Genomic DNA, 15,714 nt, shown 5'->3' with positions numbered 1-15,714 from the left:
GCACTACCGGCCAGGCCTGTCTGGCGACATTCCTATTCACCGGAGAAAAACGAGGAATCCATGAAGGTTCTTGTAGCTGTCAAACGAGTGGTTGACTATAACGTCAAGGTCCGCGTCAAGGCGGACAACTCCGGCGTCGATCTCGCCAACGTGAAAATGTCCATGAACCCCTTCTGCGAAATCGCCGTGGAAGAGGCCGTGCGTCTGAAGGAAAAAGGCGTCGCCACTGAAATCGTCGCCGTCTCCGTCGGCCCGACCGCGGCCCAGGAACAACTGCGCACCGCCCTGGCCCTGGGCGCCGACCGCGCCATCCTGGTCGAGACCAACGAAGAACTGAATTCCCTGGCCATCGCCAAGGCCCTGAAGGCCGTGGTCGACAAAGAGCAGCCGCAGCTGGTCATCCTCGGCAAGCAGGCCATCGACAGCGACAACAACCAGACCGGCCAGATGCTGGCCGCGCTGACCGGCTACGCCCAGGGCACCTTCGCCTCCAAGGTCGAAGTGGCTGGCGACAAGGTCAACGTCACCCGTGAAATCGACGGCGGCCTGCAGACCGTTGCGCTGAACCTGCCGGCGATCGTCACCACCGACCTGCGCCTGAACGAGCCGCGCTACGCGTCGCTGCCGAACATCATGAAAGCGAAGAAGAAGCCGCTGGACGTGGTGACCCCGGACGCCCTCGGCGTTTCCACCGCTTCCACCGTGAAGACCCTGAAAGTGGAAGCTCCGGCTGCCCGCAGCGCCGGCATCAAGGTCAAGTCCGTGGCTGAACTGGTCGAGAAACTGAAGAACGAGGCGAAAGTAATCTGATGGCTATCCTGGTAATCGCTGAGCACAACAACGGCGTCCTGGGCGCTGCCACCCTGAACACCGTCGCTGCCGCGCAGAAGATCGGTGGCGATGTCGCCGTGCTGGTCGCCGGCCAGAACGTCGGCGCCGTGGCCGAAGCCGCCGCCAAGATCGCGGGCGTTGCCAAGGTGCTGGTCGCCGACAACGCCGCCTACGCCCACCAACTGCCGGAGAACGTCGCTCCGCTGGTGGCCGAACTCGGCAAGGGCTACAGCCACATCCTGGCCGCCGCCACCACCAACGGCAAGAACTACCTGCCGCGCGTCGCCGCGCTGCTGGACGTCGACCAGATCTCCGAGATCATCGACGTGGTCAGCGCCGACACCTTCAAGCGCCCGATCTACGCCGGCAACGCCATCGCCACCGTGCAGTCCTCGGCTCCGGTCAAGGTCATCACCGTGCGCACCACCGGCTTCGACGCCGTCGCCGCCGAAGGCGGTTCGGCGGCCGTCGAGCAGGTATCCGGCCCGGCCGATGCCGGCAAGTCCGCCTTCGTCGGCGAAGAGCTGGCCAAGTCCGACCGTCCGGAACTGACCGCCGCCAAGATCGTGGTCTCCGGTGGCCGCGGCATGGGCAACGGCGACAACTTCAAGATCCTCTACGCCCTGGCCGACAAGCTGGGCGCCGCGGTGGGCGCTTCCCGCGCCGCGGTCGACGCCGGCTTCGTGCCGAACGACATGCAGGTCGGCCAGACCGGCAAGATCGTCGCCCCGCAGCTGTACATCGCCGTGGGCATCTCCGGTGCCATCCAGCACCTGGCGGGCATGAAGGACTCGAAAGTCATCGTGGCCATCAACAAGGACGAAGAGGCGCCGATCTTCCAGGTCGCCGACTACGGCCTGGTGGGCGATCTGTTCGAGCTCGTACCGGAGCTGGAAAAGGCCGTCTGAGCCTGAACCGCTGACGAAGGAACCCGCTCCCAGGAGCGGGTTCTTTCATTTCCGGCCCCTGGTTTCCCGTGTTCGCCGCAGGGGATGACCCATTGGTCACGAATCTTCTCCCGGTTGCGCCCAAGAGAAGGTGTCTCATCTACAATGCGCGACGTCTTCAGTACCTGAACCTGTTCTAACGGCACCTGGCAAACGAGGTTTTCATGATCATCAAACCGCGCGTGCGTGGCTTCATCTGCGTCACTACCCATCCGACCGGCTGCGAAGCCAACGTCAAGGAACAGATCGAGTACGTCGAGGCGCATGGCCCCATCGCCAACGGTCCGAAGAAGGTCCTGGTGATCGGCTCGTCCACCGGCTACGGCCTGGCCGCGCGCATCAGCGCCGCCTTCGGCGCCGGCGCCGCCACCCTGGGCGTGTTCTTCGAGCGCCCCGGCAGCGAGACCAAGGCCGGCACCGCCGGCTGGTACAACTCGGCGGCCTTCGAGAAGTTCGCCCACGCCAAGGGCCTGTACGCCCGCAGCATCAACGGCGACGCCTTCTCCGACGAGGTGAAGAAGGTCGCCATCGAAACCATCAGGAAGGACCTGGGCAAGGTCGACCTGGTGGTCTACAGCCTGGCCGCCCCGCGCCGCACCCATCCGAAGACCGGCGAAGTCTTCAACTCGGTGCTCAAGCCGGTGGGCAAGACCGTCAACTTCCGTGGCCTGGACACCGACAAGGAAGTGATCAAGGAAAGCGTGATGGAGCCGGCCACCCCCGAGGAAATCGCCAACACCGTCGCGGTGATGGGGGGCGAAGACTGGCAGATGTGGATGGACGCGCTGCAGGAAGCCGGCGTGCTGGCCGATGGCGCCAAGACCACCGCCTTCACCTACCTGGGCGAAGAGATCACCCACGACCTGTACTGGAACGGCTCCATCGGCGCCGCCAAGAAGGACCTGGACCAGAAGGTCCTGGGCATTCGCGAGAAGCTGGCCGCCAGCGGCGGTGACGCCCGCGTGTCGGTGCTCAAGGCCGTGGTCACCCAGGCCAGCTCGGCTATCCCGATGATGCCGCTGTACCTGTCGCTGCTGTTCAAGGTGATGAAGGAGAAGGGCACCCACGAGGGTTGCATCGAACAGGTCGACGGCCTGTTCCGCGACAGCCTCTACGGCAGCCAGCCGCACCTGGACGTCGACGGCCGCCTGCGCGCCGACTACAAGGAGCTGCAGCCGGACGTGCAGGACAAGGTGAAGGAACTGTGGAACCAGGTGACCAACGAGAACCTGTACCAACTGACCGACTTCACCGGCTACAAGACCGAGTTCCTGCGCCTGTTCGGCTTCGAGATCGCCGGGGTGGACTATGAGCAGGACGTCAATCCGGACGTGCAGATACCCGGCCTGATCCAGCTTTAAGCGCTGATCTTCGCTCCGCACAGAACCGGCGCCCAGGCGCCGGTTCTGCATTCCGGCGTCAGCGAATGGCGGTGCGCTGGGCCTTGGCCTGTTCGAGGAAGTCCAGGTAGCGGCTGGCGGTCTCTTCCGGGCGCTCGATCATCGGCACGTGGCCGCAGTCGCGCAGGATGGCCACGCTGGGATGCCTGAGCAGCGGCTTCATCACCTCGATGCTGGAAACGTCCAGCACGCGGTCGCGGTCGCCCCACAGCAGCAGGGTGGGCGCGGTGATCTTCGGCAGCTCCGGCTCCAGCGGGATGTAGCGCTCGCGCAGCTGGCCGAAGATGTAGGCGTTGAGCTGGCTGCGCTGTACGCCGCGCTCGCCCAGGTACAGTTGCAGGCGCTCGGGCATCGGCGGGCGCTGGTAGAAGACGAAGTCCATCAGCCCGGAAAAGTCCTCGGGGCGGCTCAGCACCAGCGGGTTGGGCTGCCCGCCGAGCAGGCGCTTGAACAGCTCGCTCTGTTGCGGGGCCATGATCCCGGCGTTGTCGAACAGGCCCACGGAGAAGGCCATGTCCGGATGCCGCGCGGCCATCAGCGCGACTATCTGCCCGCCCATGGAATTGCCCACCAGGTGCAGGCGGCCGATGTCCAGGGCCTTGGCGAAGTCCACCAGGCGCTCGGCCTGGGTGCCGACGTCGTAGCTGATGGCCTGGGGCTGGCTGCTTTCGCCGAAGCCGGGCAGGTCGGGGATGAGCACGTGGTAGCGCGAGGTCAGGTAGCGGGCGAAGCGCGGCCAGTTGTCCTTGTCGGCGCCGAAGCCGTGGACCAGCAGGACGGTCTCGGCCTCGCGCGGGCCGCCCTCGTAGTAGCGGATGTCCAGGCCGTCGACACGCACGCTCTGTTCGTCCAGGCCGGCGCGGGTGCGCTCGACGAACTGGGCGCTGGCCAGCAGGGTGGAAGGGAAGGCGTAGAGCACGCCGGCGCCGGCGGCCAGCAGCAGGACGAGGGCGAGCAGGACTTTCTTCATCGGTGATCCTTGTGACCGGGGTAGCGGAAATCGAGGGGCGGGAAGGGAACGCGACTGTTCCCGGCTTGGCGTATCCACCTGAACAGTGACATGCTGCACTGGCGTCCGAATTCGCCTAGTCTGACCCTTCGCTCAGAACTTTTTCTTACAGAAGCTAGCATGCCGTCGTCATACGCATCGCCCTCCCTTTCGCCGGTTCGCGAGGACCGCGCATGATCAGGCGCAGCCGCGTCCTGCTGGCCATGGTCGGCCTGCTGGCGCTGTATGCCCACGCCCAGAGCAGCCAGTGTTCGGTGCTGGTGGCCAGCGGCAACCCGGAATACCCGCCGTTCCTCTGGCGCGACCCCGCCCAGCCGGAGCGCCTGGTCGGGGCCAGCGCCGAGCTGCTGGAGCAACTGGGCAAGGCCATGGGCGTGAGCATCCGCGTGCGCTACACCGGCTCCTGGGCCCGCGCCCAGGAAGAGGCGCGCCTGGGCCGCGTCGACCTGCTCGCCGGCGCCTTCCTCACGCCCGAGCGCGAGGCGATCATGGACTACATCCGCCCGGCCTTCCTCAGCACCGACAACGTGGTCTGGGTGCACAAGGGCGAAGGCTTCCCCTACGCCCGCTGGGAAGACCTGCGCGGCCACAAGGGCGGCACCCTGGTGAACAACAGCTTCGGCGCCGCCTTCGACGACTTCGCCGAGCAGCAGCTGACCCTGGAAGAGGTGCCCAGCGTAGCCCAGGCCTTCCAGAAGCTGGCCCTGGGGCGCACCGACTACGTACTCTACGAGCGCTTCCCCGGCCTGGCCACGGCGGCCCGGCTGGGCCTGCAGCAGCGCCTGCAACCGCTGGAGCCGCCGATCTCCAGCGAAGGGCTGTACCTGACCCTGGCCCACGCCTCGCCCTGCTACGGCCCGGAACTGCGCGGACAACTGCAGGAAAAGATGACAGAATTGATTGCCGCCGGCGTACCGCAGCGCCTGTTGCAGCGCAACCTGCAGCGCTGGCAGGCCGAGCAAGCGCGGTCCGCTGCCTCTCCCACGCAGTAGAGAAGATTTCGTGAGCAAGCCAAGCATGACCCTCCCCGGGCTGTTGCTGTGCGCCCTGGCGGGATGCGCCAACGACCCGCTTCCCAACGAGCAGATGCGTCTCACCGAACAGGCCCTGGACCAGGCCCGGGCGGTCGGTGCCACGGACGAGGTGGCCGAGTTCAAGCTGGCCGAGGACAAGTACCAGGCCGCCCGCGAGGCCCTGGCCGGCGCCGCCAACAAGCGCGCCCGGCAGCTCGCCGAGCAGGCCGAACTGGACGCGCGCCTGGCCGAGGCCAAGGTGCTGACCGGCAAGAGCGCCGCGCAACTGGCCGAGCAGGGCAAGAGCATCCAGCGCCTGCGCCGTCAGCTGGGGGAAGTGAAATGAGCCCGCGCCGGTTGATGCCATGCGGCCTGGTCGCCGCCGCCCTGGCCCTGGCGGGCTGCACCCACGGGCAGCTCGCCGAGCAGTCCCTGGAGCGCGCGCGCAGCGAGTTCCAGGCGGTCAAGGACGACACCGGCGTGCTGCACAGCGCGCCGCGCGACGTGATCCGCGCCGGCGAGTCCCTGGCCCGCGCCGAGCGCCTGTCCAGCTACTGGGGCAGCAACGACGACGTGCTGCAGTACGCCTACCTCAGCCAGCGCTACAGCGAGATCGCCCGCGAGCGCAGCAACCTGGCGCTGAACCAGGAGCGCCTGGCCCGCCAGCAGCTCGACCGCGAGCGCCTGCAGCTGGCCCTGCGCGAGGCCAAGCTGGCCAGCGTGCAGGAGCAGAGCAAGTGGCTGGAAGAGCAGATGGTCAGCCTGGCCACCGACCAGACCGAACGCGGCCTGGTGCTGACCCTCGGCGACGTGCTGTTCGACAGCGGCGAGTCCGACCTCAAGCCCGCCGCCAACCGCACCGTGCTCAAGCTGGTGCAGTTCCTCCAGCTCAACCCGCGGCGGGTGATCCGCATCGAGGGCTACACCGACAACCAGGGCGACGAGCAGGAGAACCAGCAGTTATCCCGGGACCGCGCCCAGGCGGTGGCCGACGTGCTCACCGACCTCGGCGTGGACGCCAAGCGCATCCAGGTGCAGGGCTTCGGCGAGGCCTATCCGGTGGCGGACAACGCCTCGTCCCTGGGCCGCGCGCAGAACCGCCGCGTGGAAATCGTCTTCTCCGACGACAAGGGCCAGCTCGGCGCCCAGCGCTGAGCCCCCCGGCGCCGGGCGGGCCGGCCCGGCGCTGCTAACCTGTTGGCAGGGTGGCATCTCGAAGCTGTTCGAGGGTCGCCTTGGCGAAAATATGCCGATGGGACCACCCCACTCCGGGGCGTCCGCCAGCAGGAACCCGCAATGCCCTTCAAACGTGAAACTCTCAAAGCCCTCGTCGCCGATGCCCAGCCGCTGACCGGCTGGGGGTTGCAGCGCTACCTGGCCGACCAGAGCCAGGTGCAGGTGCTGGACTGGGTCACCGATACAGATTCGCTGCTGCGCCAGTTGAGCGAACGCCCCGACCTCGATCTGCTGATCACCGAGATGGCCTTGCCCGGCTCGCGCGGGCGCGATGGCGTGCACTTGCTCGAATGGCTGCAGCGCAACTACCCGCAGCTCAAGGTGCTGGTCTACTCGGTATCGGGGGCGCCGCTGATGGCGCGGGCCTCGCTCAAGTGCGGCGCCAGCGCCTATGTCTGCAAGCGCAGCCCGTTGTCGGTACTGGACGAGGCGGTGACGCGGATTCGTCAGGGGCTGGCCTACACCGACCCCACCCTGCGCCCGCAGCGCCATACCGGCCAGCCGCTGAGCCCCACCGAGATCGACATTCTGCTCCGCCTGTCCCATGGCGCCACGGTCGGCGAGATCGCCGAGCGCACCAGCCGCAGCGTTTCCACCATCAGCACCCACAAGCGCAACGCCATGAGGAAGCTGGGCGTGACCAACGACGCGCAACTGGTGATCGCCAGCATGCTGGACTGGCTCGGGGAGTTCTGAGGCGCTCTGGCGCGCGGCCTGCGCCGATCATCGGCGGCGGGCTGTATCGGCATGTTTCCCTGCTACTGTTCTGGAACAGTTTCGAGTTTTTGGCTACTGTTTCGGTCCAATGCCCGAGGGATCGCCGCCATGAGCAATCTGCTTCTGTACCAACGCATCGCCCAGCAACTCGCCGAGGACATCCGCCGCGGCGTCTACCAGCCGGGCGAGCGCGTGCCCTCGGTACGCAAGCTGAGCACCCAGCTCAACGTCAGCCACGCCACCGTGCTGCAGGCCTACGCCACCCTGGAGGACCAGGGGCTGATCCGCGCGCGCCCGCAGTCCGGCTTCTACGTGCACCACACCCCGGCGCTGACCGCCTCGACCCCGGACATCGCGCGGGTCGAGCGTCCCGGCCTGGTGACCCGCAGCAGCATCATCAACCAAGTGCTGGCCGAGTCGCGCCGCGAGGGCGTGTTCCCCCTGGGCGCGGCGGTGCCCCACGTGGACTACCTGCCGGTGCGCGCGCTGCACCAGCAACTGGCCAAGGTCACCCGCTTCTCCAGCCCGCGGGCCTTCAGCTACATGTTCAGCCCCGGCTACGAGCCGCTGCGCCGCCAGGTGGCGATCCGCATGCGCGACGCCGGCGTGGTGGTCGATCCCAGCCAGGTGACCATTACCCACGGCTGCGTGGACGCCATCCACATGGCGCTGCGGGTGATGACCCGCCCCGGCGACCTGATCGCCACCGAGTCGCCCAGCTACTACGGGCTGCTGCAACTGGCCGACATCCTTGGCCTGAAGGTCATCGAGATCCCCAGCGACCCGCTCACCGGCATCAGCCTGGAAGCCCTGCAGCTGGCCGCCAACCAGTGGCCGATCAAGGCCCTGGTGCTGACCGCGCGGCTGTCCAACCCGCTGGGCGGGACCATCCCCGAGGAGCGCCAGAAGCAACTGCTCAAGCTCACCTCCGAGCACAACATCGGGGTGATCGAGGACGACATCTACGGCGAGCTGATGTTCGACGAGGGCCAGACCAAGTCACTCAAGGCCCACGACCGCGAGGGCAGGGTGGTGTACTGCTCGAGCTTCTCCAAGACCATCTCGCCGGGGGTGCGCATCGGCTGGATCATCGCCGAGCGCTACCAGGAGGAAATCCGCCGCCTGCAGACCTTCACCACCCACTCGGCATGCACGGTGACGCAGATGGGCGTGGCCGCCTACCTGGAGAACGGCGGCTACGACCGCCACCTGCGCTACATCCGCCAGGAGTACCGCAAGAACATGACCGCCTACCAGCTGGCGGTGCAGCAGTACTTCCCCGAAGGTACGCAGATGACCCGGCCCAAGGGCGGCTTCATCCTCTGGGTCAGCCTGCCGGCCAAGGTGAACACCAAGGAACTGCACGTGCGCGCGCTGGAGCAGGGCATCAGCATCGCCCCGGGGCTGATCTTCAGCAACACCGAGCAGTTCAACAACTGCCTGCGCCTGACCTGCGGCATCCCGTGGAACCGCGAGGCGGAGCGGGCGATCATGACCCTCGGCATGCTGGCCTGCCAGCTGTGCCAGGAGGAGCAGATCGCTGCCTGAAACACCTGGGGTTGAATAGGGTTGATGCTTAACCCGTTTTGGCTGACGGCCTCGTCTGAAGGTTTGACTCCTTCACCGAGGCCGCCGTCATGTCCCTTCCCGCTTCCGCCTTCCGTCCCGTCGCCATCGGCCTGCTGCTGGCCGTGGGCGGTTGTGGCCAGTCCACCCAGCAACAGGCCGCCCAGCCTTCGATGACGAAACAGGCGCCGCTCGCCGACCTGGCCGCCAAGAGCGAGGCCCGCCGTGCTGCCATGCCGGCCGCCGCGCCGATGCTGGAAAGCTACGCCTTGCCGGTGGCGCCCGAGCCGCTGCCGGCCGGCTACCGCGACCAGGACCGCGAGCAGTACCAGAAGCTGGCGCAGAACCCGGTGCACAGCGTCGCCGAGGCGCCGGTGTCGACCTTCAGCATCGACGTGGACACCGGCAGCTACGCCAACGTCCGCCGCCTGCTCAACGAGGGCCGCCTGCCGCCCCAGGGCGCGGTGCGCCTGGAAGAGATGCTCAACTACTTTCCCTATGCCTACGCGCCGCCCAGCGACGACAGCCCCTTCGGCATCACCACCGAGTTGGCGCCGTCGCCATGGAACCCGCACACCCGGCTGCTGCGCATCGGCATCAAGGCTTCCGAGCGCAGCGTCGAGCAACTGCCGCCGGCCAACCTGGTGTTCCTGGTGGACGTCTCCGGCTCCATGGACCGCCGCGAGGGCCTGCCGCTGGTGAAGGGCACCCTCAAGCTGCTGCTGGACCAGCTGCGGCCGCAGGACAAGGTGTCCCTGGTGGTCTATGCCGGCGACTCGCGGGTGGTGCTGGAACCCACCTCGGGCAAGGACAAGGCGAAGATCCGCGCCGCCATCGAGCAATTGCAGGCTGGCGGCTCCACCGCCGGCGCGGCGGGCATCGAGCTGGCCTACCGCATGGCGCAGCAGGGTTTCATCGATAAGGGCATCAACCGCATCCTGCTGGCCACCGACGGCGACTTCAACGTCGGCGTCAGCGACTTCGAGACGCTCAAGGCCATGGCCGCCGAGAAGCGCCGCAGCGGGGTATCGCTGACCACCCTGGGCTTCGGTGTGGACAACTACAACGAGCGCCTGATGGAGCAACTGGCCGACGCCGGCGACGGCAATTACGCCTACATCGACAACCTGCGCGAGGCGCGCAAGGTGCTGGTGGAACAGCTCGGCTCGACCCTCGCGGTGCTGGCGAAGAACGTGAAGCTGCAGCTGGAATTCAACCCCGCGCAGGTCAGCGAGTACCGCCTGCTGGGCTACGAGAACCGCGCGCTGAAACGCGAGGACTTCAACAACGACCAGGTCGACGCCGGCGAGATCGGCGCCGGGCACACGGTCACCGCGCTCTACGAAATCGTCCCGAAAGGGCAGAAGGGCTGGCTCGAGCCGCTGCGCTACCAGGCCGAGGCCAGGCCCGCCGGCAAGGGCGACGAACTGGCCTGGCTGCGGGTGCGCTGGCAGAAGCCGGAGGGCGGGCCCAGCCAGCTCGTCGAACGCCCAATCGCCGCCAGCGGCGCCGGCGACCTGGCCCGGGCCAGCGACGACCTGCGCTTCGCCGCGGCGGTGGCGGCCTTCGCCCAGCAGCTCGACGGCGCGCGCTACACCGGCGGCTTCGACCTGGGCGATACTCTGGCCCTGGCCCGAAGCGCGCGCGGCGAGGACCCGTTCGGCCTGCGCGGCGAATTCCTCCAGCTCGTCGAGCTGGCGCGCAGCCTGCAAACCCCCTTGGTACGGAACCCCTGACTTGACCACGGACGAAGACGACGCCGCGCTGCTGCGGCGCTACCGCAAAGGCGATGCCGAGGCCTTCGCCACGCTCTACGCGCGCCATCGCCTGGGCCTGTACCGCTTCCTCTGCGGCTTGGGCGGCGACGTCGCGCAGGCCGAGGAAGTGTTCCAGGAAACCTGGCTGAGCCTGATCCGCAGCGACAGCGAGCCCGAGGGCCGGGCCAGCTTTCGCACCTGGCTGTACCGGATCGCCCGCAACCGGTTGATCGACCACTGGCGGCGCAACGGCCGGCGCAGCGCGCAGCACGAGGCTTTCGACGAGCAGTTGCACGGCGAGGCGCTGCCCGGCGAGGCCGAGGACCCGCTGCGGCAACTGAGCCTGAGCCGCGACCGCGAGCGCCTGCGGCAGGCCCTGGAGGCATTGCCCGGCGAGCAGCGCGAGGTGTTCCTGCTGCGCGCCCATGGCGACCTGGAACTACAGGAGATCGCCGAACTGACCCGCACGCCCGCCGAGACGGTGAAGAGCCGCCTGCGCTACGCGTTGCAGAAACTGCGCCGGTTGCTCGCCGACCCGGCGGCGACCCAGGAGGTAGCCCCATGACCCGCCATCCGCAGCGGCCGGACGCCGAGGAAGCCGAGCTGCTCGAGCATTTCCGCCGGCACGGCGGCGAGCAGCCCCCGGCGCCGCTGGACGCCCGCATCCTGGCCGCGGCCCGCGCTGCCGTGCAGCCGCGCGCGAGCGCCTGGCAGCGCCTGGGCCGCTGGCTGTTCGGCCGGCCGCAGCGCTGGTCGGTGGCCCTGGCCGGGGTGGCGACCCTGGGCATCGGCCTGAGCCTGGCCTTGCGCACCTTCGAGGAAGCCCCGCGCTACGACGCCGTCGCGCCGGCCATGGCCCCGGCGCCCAAGGCCGAATCCATGGCCCGCTCCGCCCGCCAGGCCGCCCCGGCGCTGTATTCGGCGCCAGCCGCCCCCGCCGCGGCGCCGGCGCCGCAGCTGGAGCAGCGCAAGCAGATGGCGGAAAGCGCGGTAGCCGCTGACGAGGCAGCACCCATGGCCAAACGCAGCGCCGAGCCGGCCCCGGCGGAACCGCAGGCCAGCCTGCGGCGCCTGGCCGAGCTGCGGCGGCAGGGCGACCAGGCGGCCGCCACGAGCCTGCGCGAGGACCTGCAGCGGCGTTATCCGCGCTTGGACATAGACGCCGAGCTGCGGCGCCTGGAGGCCCGCCCTTGAGAGCCTGAGCGCGTCCATCGGAATTGCCTTCGGATTGATCCGAGCCTCTTGTCTTACAGATCAACTAAGGCGAGGATGGCGCGCCCCTGGCCATTTGCCTGCCCCGTGATGTTGCGACGCTTCGTTCTGCTGACCCTCCTGCCGCTGTTGCTGAGCGCCTGCGGCGATGCCGACAAGACGCCACCGGCCAAGGCCGAGGCGCCCGCGGTGGCGCCTGCCGCCCCGGCGGAAAAGGCCCCGCCGCCCGAACCCGCGCCCAGGCCGGCGCCCGCCGCCAGCGCGAAGCCGGCCGCGCCCAAGGCGGAACTGGGCAAGCCCCTGGCCCCCGAGCGCCTGCCGGTGGCCGACGCCAAGCCGAAGAAAGCCGCCGAGCCCAGCGTGAACAAGCCGCTGCCGCCCTCCAAGCTCGACCTGCGCCTGCCCAGGGACGTGCTGCACGGCCTGGAGCCGGGCCGCGCCCTGCGCGAGGATATGGACAAGCCGCTGCTGCCGCCGATGTTCGAGGAGAAGGAGAGCCCGTTCCAGGTGGGTGGCCGGTTGATCCAGCGGGAGCGCGGGGAGCGCAGCGATCCCAGTGACGACAGCTGGCATTCGGAGATTCGTGGGGCGGAGGTGCAGTTTCAGTTTCGGAATTGAGTTGGGGGGCTTTTCGTAGGAGCGAGTTTGCTCGCGAATGGTGTTTCCCGGCGGTTCTGGTGCTGGGCCTGGAGAGCGCCCTCTCCCTAACCCTCTCCCTGAAGGGAGAGGGGACCGTTGGGCAGAGGCTGATGTTCTGGAGTCAGCCGGCAGCATTGAAAGTTACTGGCTGAAACCTGGCCTCCTCTCGGCACGGACTAGCCCCCTCTCCCTTCAGGGAGAGGGCTGGGGAGAGGGGACGGACTTCGACATCGCTCCGGAGCCGAGCTTAACTCGGTTGTTCGCGAGCAAGCTCGCTCCTACGAAAAGCCCGTCAGAACCGATGTTCCCCGCGCTGGATTGCCCCGAACACCCCCTCATCCAGCAGCTGGTAATCCACCTCGCCCGGCAACCGCACGAACAGCGCCTCGCCAACCTGCCGCGGATCGAACCCGGCGCTCTTCAGGTCCGCCTTCTTGTACTTGAAGGTCCCCGTGGTCTCCACCTGCTGCAGCAGGCGCAGGAACAGCGGCACGGCATAGGCCGGCAGTTCGCGATCCAGGTGTTCGGCCAGTGCCTTGCCGTCCAGCGCCTGGCCGGGCGCCAGGCGTAGCGCGGCCATGCCGCAGCGGCCGTCGGTGCCGGGGATTTCCACGCCGTAGACCACCGCGTCTTCCACGCCGGGGAAGGCGCCGAGGACGTTTTCCACCTCGGTGGTGGAGACGTTCTCGCCCTTCCAGCGGAAGGTGTCGCCCAGGCGGTCGACGAACTGGGTGTGCTTGAAGCCCAGGTCGCGCATCAGGTCGCCGGTGTTGAACCAGGCATCGCCCCGCTTGAACACGTCGCGGTAGATCACCGCCTGGGTCTTGGCCGGGTCGGTGTAGCCGTCGAACGGCCACTTGTCGCTGATCTCGCTGATCAGCAGGCCCGATTCGCCCTTGCCGACCTTCTCCATGAAGCCCTTGGCGTCGCGCAGCGGGCGGTCGTTCTCCAGGTCGTAGCGGACGATGGCGTAGGTGGCCGGGGAGAAGCCCACGGTATTGTCGAAGTTGAAGACGTTGGTGAAGCCGATGTTGCCTTCGCTGGCGGCGTAGAACTCGGTGATGCGCTCGATGCCGAAGCGCGCCTTGAACTCGCCCCAGATGGACGGGCGCAGGCCGTTGCCGATCATGCAGGTCAGGCTGTTGTCGCGCTCTTCCTCGCAGGGCGGCTGGTTGAGCAGGTAGCGGCACAGTTCGCCGATATAGCCGAAACAGGTCGCGTTGTAATGGCGCACGTCCTTCCAGAAGGCCTTGGCGGAGAACTTGCGGCGCAGGGCGATGGCCGCGCCGCCGGCCAGCACCGCGCTCCAGCACACGGTGACGGCGTTGTTGTGGTAGCAGGGCAGGGTCAGGTAGAGCACGTCTTCGCGGCCCAGGCCCAGGCCGGAGTGGCCGAAGCCGCCGTAGGCCTTGATCCAGCGCCCGTGGCTCATGATCGAGGCCTTCGGCAGGCCGGTGGTGCCGGAGGTGTAGATGTAGAAGCAGGCGTCCTTCAGGCGCACCTGGGCGGTTTCAGCCAGGTTGTCGGAGCTTTGGGCCTGGGCCAGGCGCATCAGGTTGGCCCAGCCCGCCGGGGCCTGGCCGGGGTCGCGCAGGGTGTCGTCGTCGGCCACCCAGTACAGGCGTTCGGCGCCGCCTTGCAGGTTGGCGCGGACTTCGTCGAAGGCCTCGCGCAGTTCCTCGCCGACCACGAAGTGGCCGGGGCTGACCAGGTTCAGGCTGTGGGCCAGCACCTGGCCGCGCTGGGTGGTGTTGATCAGCGCGCCCACGGCGCCGAGCTTGGCCAGGGCTGCGAGGGTCACCAGCAGTTCGGCGCGGTTCTCCAGCATCACCGCGACCACGCTGCCGTGCTTCACGCCTTCGGCCTGGAAGCTACGCGCCAGGCGGTTGGCCCAGCCGTTGAACAGGGCATAGGACAGGCGCCGCTGGCCCTCCAGCAGGGCCGGGGCGTCCGGGTACAGGCGCGCCGCGCGCTCCAGGGCCCAGCCCAGGGACAGGTTCTTCTCGCGGTTGCGGATGCCGGTGTAGTAGAGCCCGCGCAGCATGCGCGGCACGCGCCCGAGGGTGGCGGGCAGGTGGGCGATGAAGCGGGTGGGGGTGATCAGGTCGGCATGGCTCATTGACGCGGGCCCTTGTTGTCATTGTTGTCTGGCGTGTGCACGCCCGTTCGACTCTAGGACGCCGGCGAGGCTGGGGCTATGACTCTGGCGCGTTTTGCGGGGGGCAGTTGGGTCAAGGGGGAGCTGGAAGCTTGAAGCCGGAAGCTGGAAGTCAAAAGCTGCGACGCCTCCAGCCTTTAGTCCAGAAACAGATCCGGCACCAGCGGCCCGCCTTGCGGATCGAAGCGATATTGCTCGAAGTCGGTCTGGCCCTGTTCGCGGAGGATTTCCTCGTCGATCAGCAGGCGCCCGCTGATGCTGCGGCCCGTGCTGCTTAGGATGGCGTGGGCGGCGTCGGCCATGATCGCCGGCGTGCGGGCGCGCTTGAAGGCGTCGCGGCTGCCCAGTTCGAACTCGATGGCGGCGGTGGCGATCATGGTCTTCGGCCACAGGGCGTTGACGCTGATGCCGTACTTCCCGAACTCCTGGTGCATGCCGAGGGTGAGCATGCTCATGCCGTACTTGGTGACCGTGTAGGGGCCGTGCTGGGCGAACCATTTTTCGGCCAGGTTCAGCGGCGGCGACAGGCTGAGGATGTGGCCCTGGCTCTGCTTCAGGTAGGGCAGGGCGGCCTGGCTGCAGACCATCACCGCGCGGGTGTTGATCTGGTACATCAGGTCGAAGCGCTTGGGCTCCAGGCGCTCCACGCCCACCAGCTTGATGGCGCCGGCGTTGTTGACCAGTGCATCGATGCCGCCGAAGTGCTCGGCGGCGCGGGCCATGGCCTCGCGCACGGCGTTCTCGTCGCGCACGTCCAGCTGCAGGGCCAGGGCCTTGCCGCCGGCGGCCTCGACTTCCTCGGCGACGCTGAAGATGGTGCCGGCGAGCTTCGGATGGGGGTCGGCGCTTTTCGCCGCGATCACGACGTTGGCGCCGTCGCGCGCGGCGCGCAGGGCGATCTCGCGACCGATGCCGCGGCTGGCGCCGGTGATGAAGAGGGTCTTGGCGTTCAGGGACATGGTTTGGCTCCGTGTTCTTGTTGTGTTCGGACTGCACTTGTAGGAGCGAGCTTGCTCGCGAATGGGGTTTCCCGGTAGCTGCGGTGTTTTCGGTGGACTCCGTACCCTCTCCCCAGCCCTCTCTCTGAAGGGAGAGGGGGCTTGTTCGTGCCGAGAGAAGGTATGGTTTCAGTCGGTAATCACTGTGCTAGCCGGCTAACGTCGAACTATCAGCATCTGCCCAACGGTCCCCTCTCCCTTCAGGGAGAGGGTTAGGGAGAGGGCGCTCTT

Annotated in this window: 15 protein-coding genes; 12 read left to right on the top strand and 3 right to left on the bottom strand. The window is 67.9% G+C overall.

Translation table 11 applies throughout. From position 1 onward, the window contains the following. The first annotated feature begins 60 nt into the window (after positions 1-60). From PM1_RS20605 to fabV, 3 genes are all read left to right on the top strand, one after another. Positions 61-810: an electron transfer flavoprotein subunit beta/FixA family protein gene (locus tag PM1_RS20605; protein WP_009621462.1), complete on the top strand. Its 750-nt coding sequence runs from the start codon at positions 61-63 to the stop codon at positions 808-810. Next, positions 810-1,739, top strand: coding sequence for an electron transfer flavoprotein subunit alpha/FixB family protein (locus tag PM1_RS20600; protein WP_009621464.1), 930 nt, complete (start codon positions 810-812; stop codon positions 1,737-1,739). The genes PM1_RS20605 and PM1_RS20600 overlap by 1 nt, the downstream gene beginning before the upstream one ends. Before the next feature lie 203 nt (positions 1,740-1,942). Then, positions 1,943-3,139: an enoyl-ACP reductase FabV gene (gene fabV / locus PM1_RS20595; RefSeq protein WP_009621466.1), complete on the top strand. Its 1,197-nt coding sequence runs from the start codon at positions 1,943-1,945 to the stop codon at positions 3,137-3,139. Between the two features lie 58 nt (positions 3,140-3,197). Here fabV and PM1_RS20590 read toward each other — a convergent pair whose 3' ends face one another. Further along, the gene (locus PM1_RS20590; RefSeq protein ID WP_009621468.1) at positions 3,198-4,148 is read right to left on the bottom strand and encodes an alpha/beta fold hydrolase; all 951 of its coding nucleotides are present in this window, start codon (positions 4,146-4,148) and stop codon (positions 3,198-3,200) included. Positions 4,149-4,360: 212 nt separating this feature from the next. Between PM1_RS20590 and PM1_RS20585 the strand changes: the two genes are divergently transcribed. From PM1_RS20585 to PM1_RS20545, 9 genes are all read left to right on the top strand, one after another. Continuing rightward, entirely contained in the window at positions 4,361-5,179 is an 819-nt protein-coding gene (locus tag PM1_RS20585; protein WP_009621470.1) for a substrate-binding periplasmic protein, read from the top strand. A gap of 25 nt (positions 5,180-5,204) precedes the next feature. Next, on the top strand, positions 5,205-5,546 hold the full coding sequence (locus tag PM1_RS20580) for a DUF4398 domain-containing protein (protein WP_009621471.1): 342 nt from the start codon (positions 5,205-5,207) through the stop codon (positions 5,544-5,546). Continuing rightward, a complete protein-coding gene (locus tag PM1_RS20575) occupies positions 5,543-6,355 on the top strand; it encodes an OmpA family protein (protein ID WP_009621473.1) in 813 nt (270 codons plus the stop codon). Before PM1_RS20580 ends, PM1_RS20575 begins: the two co-directional genes overlap by 4 nt. Before the next feature lie 141 nt (positions 6,356-6,496). Next, positions 6,497-7,132 carry a response regulator transcription factor gene (locus tag PM1_RS20570; RefSeq protein ID WP_009621475.1) on the top strand — a complete coding sequence of 212 codons (636 nt, stop codon included), beginning with the start codon at positions 6,497-6,499 and terminating at the stop codon, positions 7,130-7,132. A 129-nt stretch (positions 7,133-7,261) separates the two neighbouring features. Further along, positions 7,262-8,701 carry an aminotransferase-like domain-containing protein gene (locus PM1_RS20565; protein WP_009621477.1) on the top strand — a complete coding sequence of 480 codons (1,440 nt, stop codon included), beginning with the start codon at positions 7,262-7,264 and terminating at the stop codon, positions 8,699-8,701. 89 nt (positions 8,702-8,790) lie between these two features. Further along, positions 8,791-10,455, top strand: coding sequence for a vWA domain-containing protein (locus PM1_RS20560; RefSeq protein WP_009621479.1), 1,665 nt, complete (start codon positions 8,791-8,793; stop codon positions 10,453-10,455). A 1-nt stretch (position 10,456) separates the two neighbouring features. Then, the gene (locus tag PM1_RS20555) at positions 10,457-11,041 is read left to right on the top strand and encodes an RNA polymerase sigma factor (RefSeq protein WP_009621481.1); all 585 of its coding nucleotides are present in this window, start codon (positions 10,457-10,459) and stop codon (positions 11,039-11,041) included. Further along, positions 11,038-11,670: a hypothetical protein gene (locus tag PM1_RS20550; RefSeq protein ID WP_024128793.1), complete on the top strand. Its 633-nt coding sequence runs from the start codon at positions 11,038-11,040 to the stop codon at positions 11,668-11,670. Before PM1_RS20555 ends, PM1_RS20550 begins: the two co-directional genes overlap by 4 nt. A gap of 108 nt (positions 11,671-11,778) precedes the next feature. Next, positions 11,779-12,306: a hypothetical protein gene (locus PM1_RS20545; protein WP_052059051.1), complete on the top strand. Its 528-nt coding sequence runs from the start codon at positions 11,779-11,781 to the stop codon at positions 12,304-12,306. A gap of 313 nt (positions 12,307-12,619) precedes the next feature. Here the strand turns inward: PM1_RS20545 and PM1_RS20540 are convergent, their stop codons facing one another. Next, a complete protein-coding gene (locus tag PM1_RS20540; protein WP_009621487.1) occupies positions 12,620-14,446 on the bottom strand; it encodes a long-chain-acyl-CoA synthetase in 1,827 nt (608 codons plus the stop codon). Between the two features lie 176 nt (positions 14,447-14,622). Next, complete coding sequence (locus PM1_RS20535; protein ID WP_009621492.1) at positions 14,623-15,444, bottom strand: SDR family oxidoreductase; 822 nt, start codon at positions 15,442-15,444, stop codon at positions 14,623-14,625. Between the last annotated feature and the right edge of the window lie 270 nt (positions 15,445-15,714).

Source organism: Pseudomonas sp. M1, from assembly GCF_022760135.1.
Taxonomy (GTDB): domain Bacteria; phylum Pseudomonadota; class Gammaproteobacteria; order Pseudomonadales; family Pseudomonadaceae; genus Pseudomonas; species Pseudomonas citronellolis.
The sequence above is the reverse complement of the archived record's forward strand: the minus strand, read 5'-3'. Positions and strand labels throughout refer to the sequence as shown.

Excerpts from the sequence above, each read along its gene's own strand:
- PM1_RS20580 (WP_009621471.1), top strand. The coding sequence starts at position 5,205 with ATGACCCTCCCCGGGCTGTTGCTGTGCGCCCTGGCGGGATGCGCCAAC.
- PM1_RS20570 (WP_009621475.1), top strand. The coding sequence starts at position 6,497 with ATGCCCTTCAAACGTGAAACTCTCAAAGCCCTCGTCGCCGATGCCCAG.
- PM1_RS20585 (WP_009621470.1), top strand. The coding sequence starts at position 4,361 with ATGATCAGGCGCAGCCGCGTCCTGCTGGCCATGGTCGGCCTGCTGGCG.
- PM1_RS20565 (WP_009621477.1), top strand. The coding sequence starts at position 7,262 with ATGAGCAATCTGCTTCTGTACCAACGCATCGCCCAGCAACTCGCCGAG.
- PM1_RS20535 (WP_009621492.1), bottom strand. The coding sequence starts at position 15,444 with ATGTCCCTGAACGCCAAGACCCTCTTCATCACCGGCGCCAGCCGCGGC.
- PM1_RS20605 (WP_009621462.1), top strand. The coding sequence starts at position 61 with ATGAAGGTTCTTGTAGCTGTCAAACGAGTGGTTGACTATAACGTCAAG.
- PM1_RS20560 (WP_009621479.1), top strand. The coding sequence starts at position 8,791 with ATGTCCCTTCCCGCTTCCGCCTTCCGTCCCGTCGCCATCGGCCTGCTG.
- PM1_RS20550 (WP_024128793.1), top strand. The coding sequence starts at position 11,038 with ATGACCCGCCATCCGCAGCGGCCGGACGCCGAGGAAGCCGAGCTGCTC.
- fabV (WP_009621466.1), top strand. The coding sequence starts at position 1,943 with ATGATCATCAAACCGCGCGTGCGTGGCTTCATCTGCGTCACTACCCAT.
- PM1_RS20600 (WP_009621464.1), top strand. The coding sequence starts at position 810 with ATGGCTATCCTGGTAATCGCTGAGCACAACAACGGCGTCCTGGGCGCT.
- PM1_RS20590 (WP_009621468.1), bottom strand. The coding sequence starts at position 4,148 with ATGAAGAAAGTCCTGCTCGCCCTCGTCCTGCTGCTGGCCGCCGGCGCC.
- PM1_RS20540 (WP_009621487.1), bottom strand. The coding sequence starts at position 14,446 with ATGAGCCATGCCGACCTGATCACCCCCACCCGCTTCATCGCCCACCTG.
- PM1_RS20545 (WP_052059051.1), top strand. The coding sequence starts at position 11,779 with ATGTTGCGACGCTTCGTTCTGCTGACCCTCCTGCCGCTGTTGCTGAGC.
- PM1_RS20575 (WP_009621473.1), top strand. The coding sequence starts at position 5,543 with ATGAGCCCGCGCCGGTTGATGCCATGCGGCCTGGTCGCCGCCGCCCTG.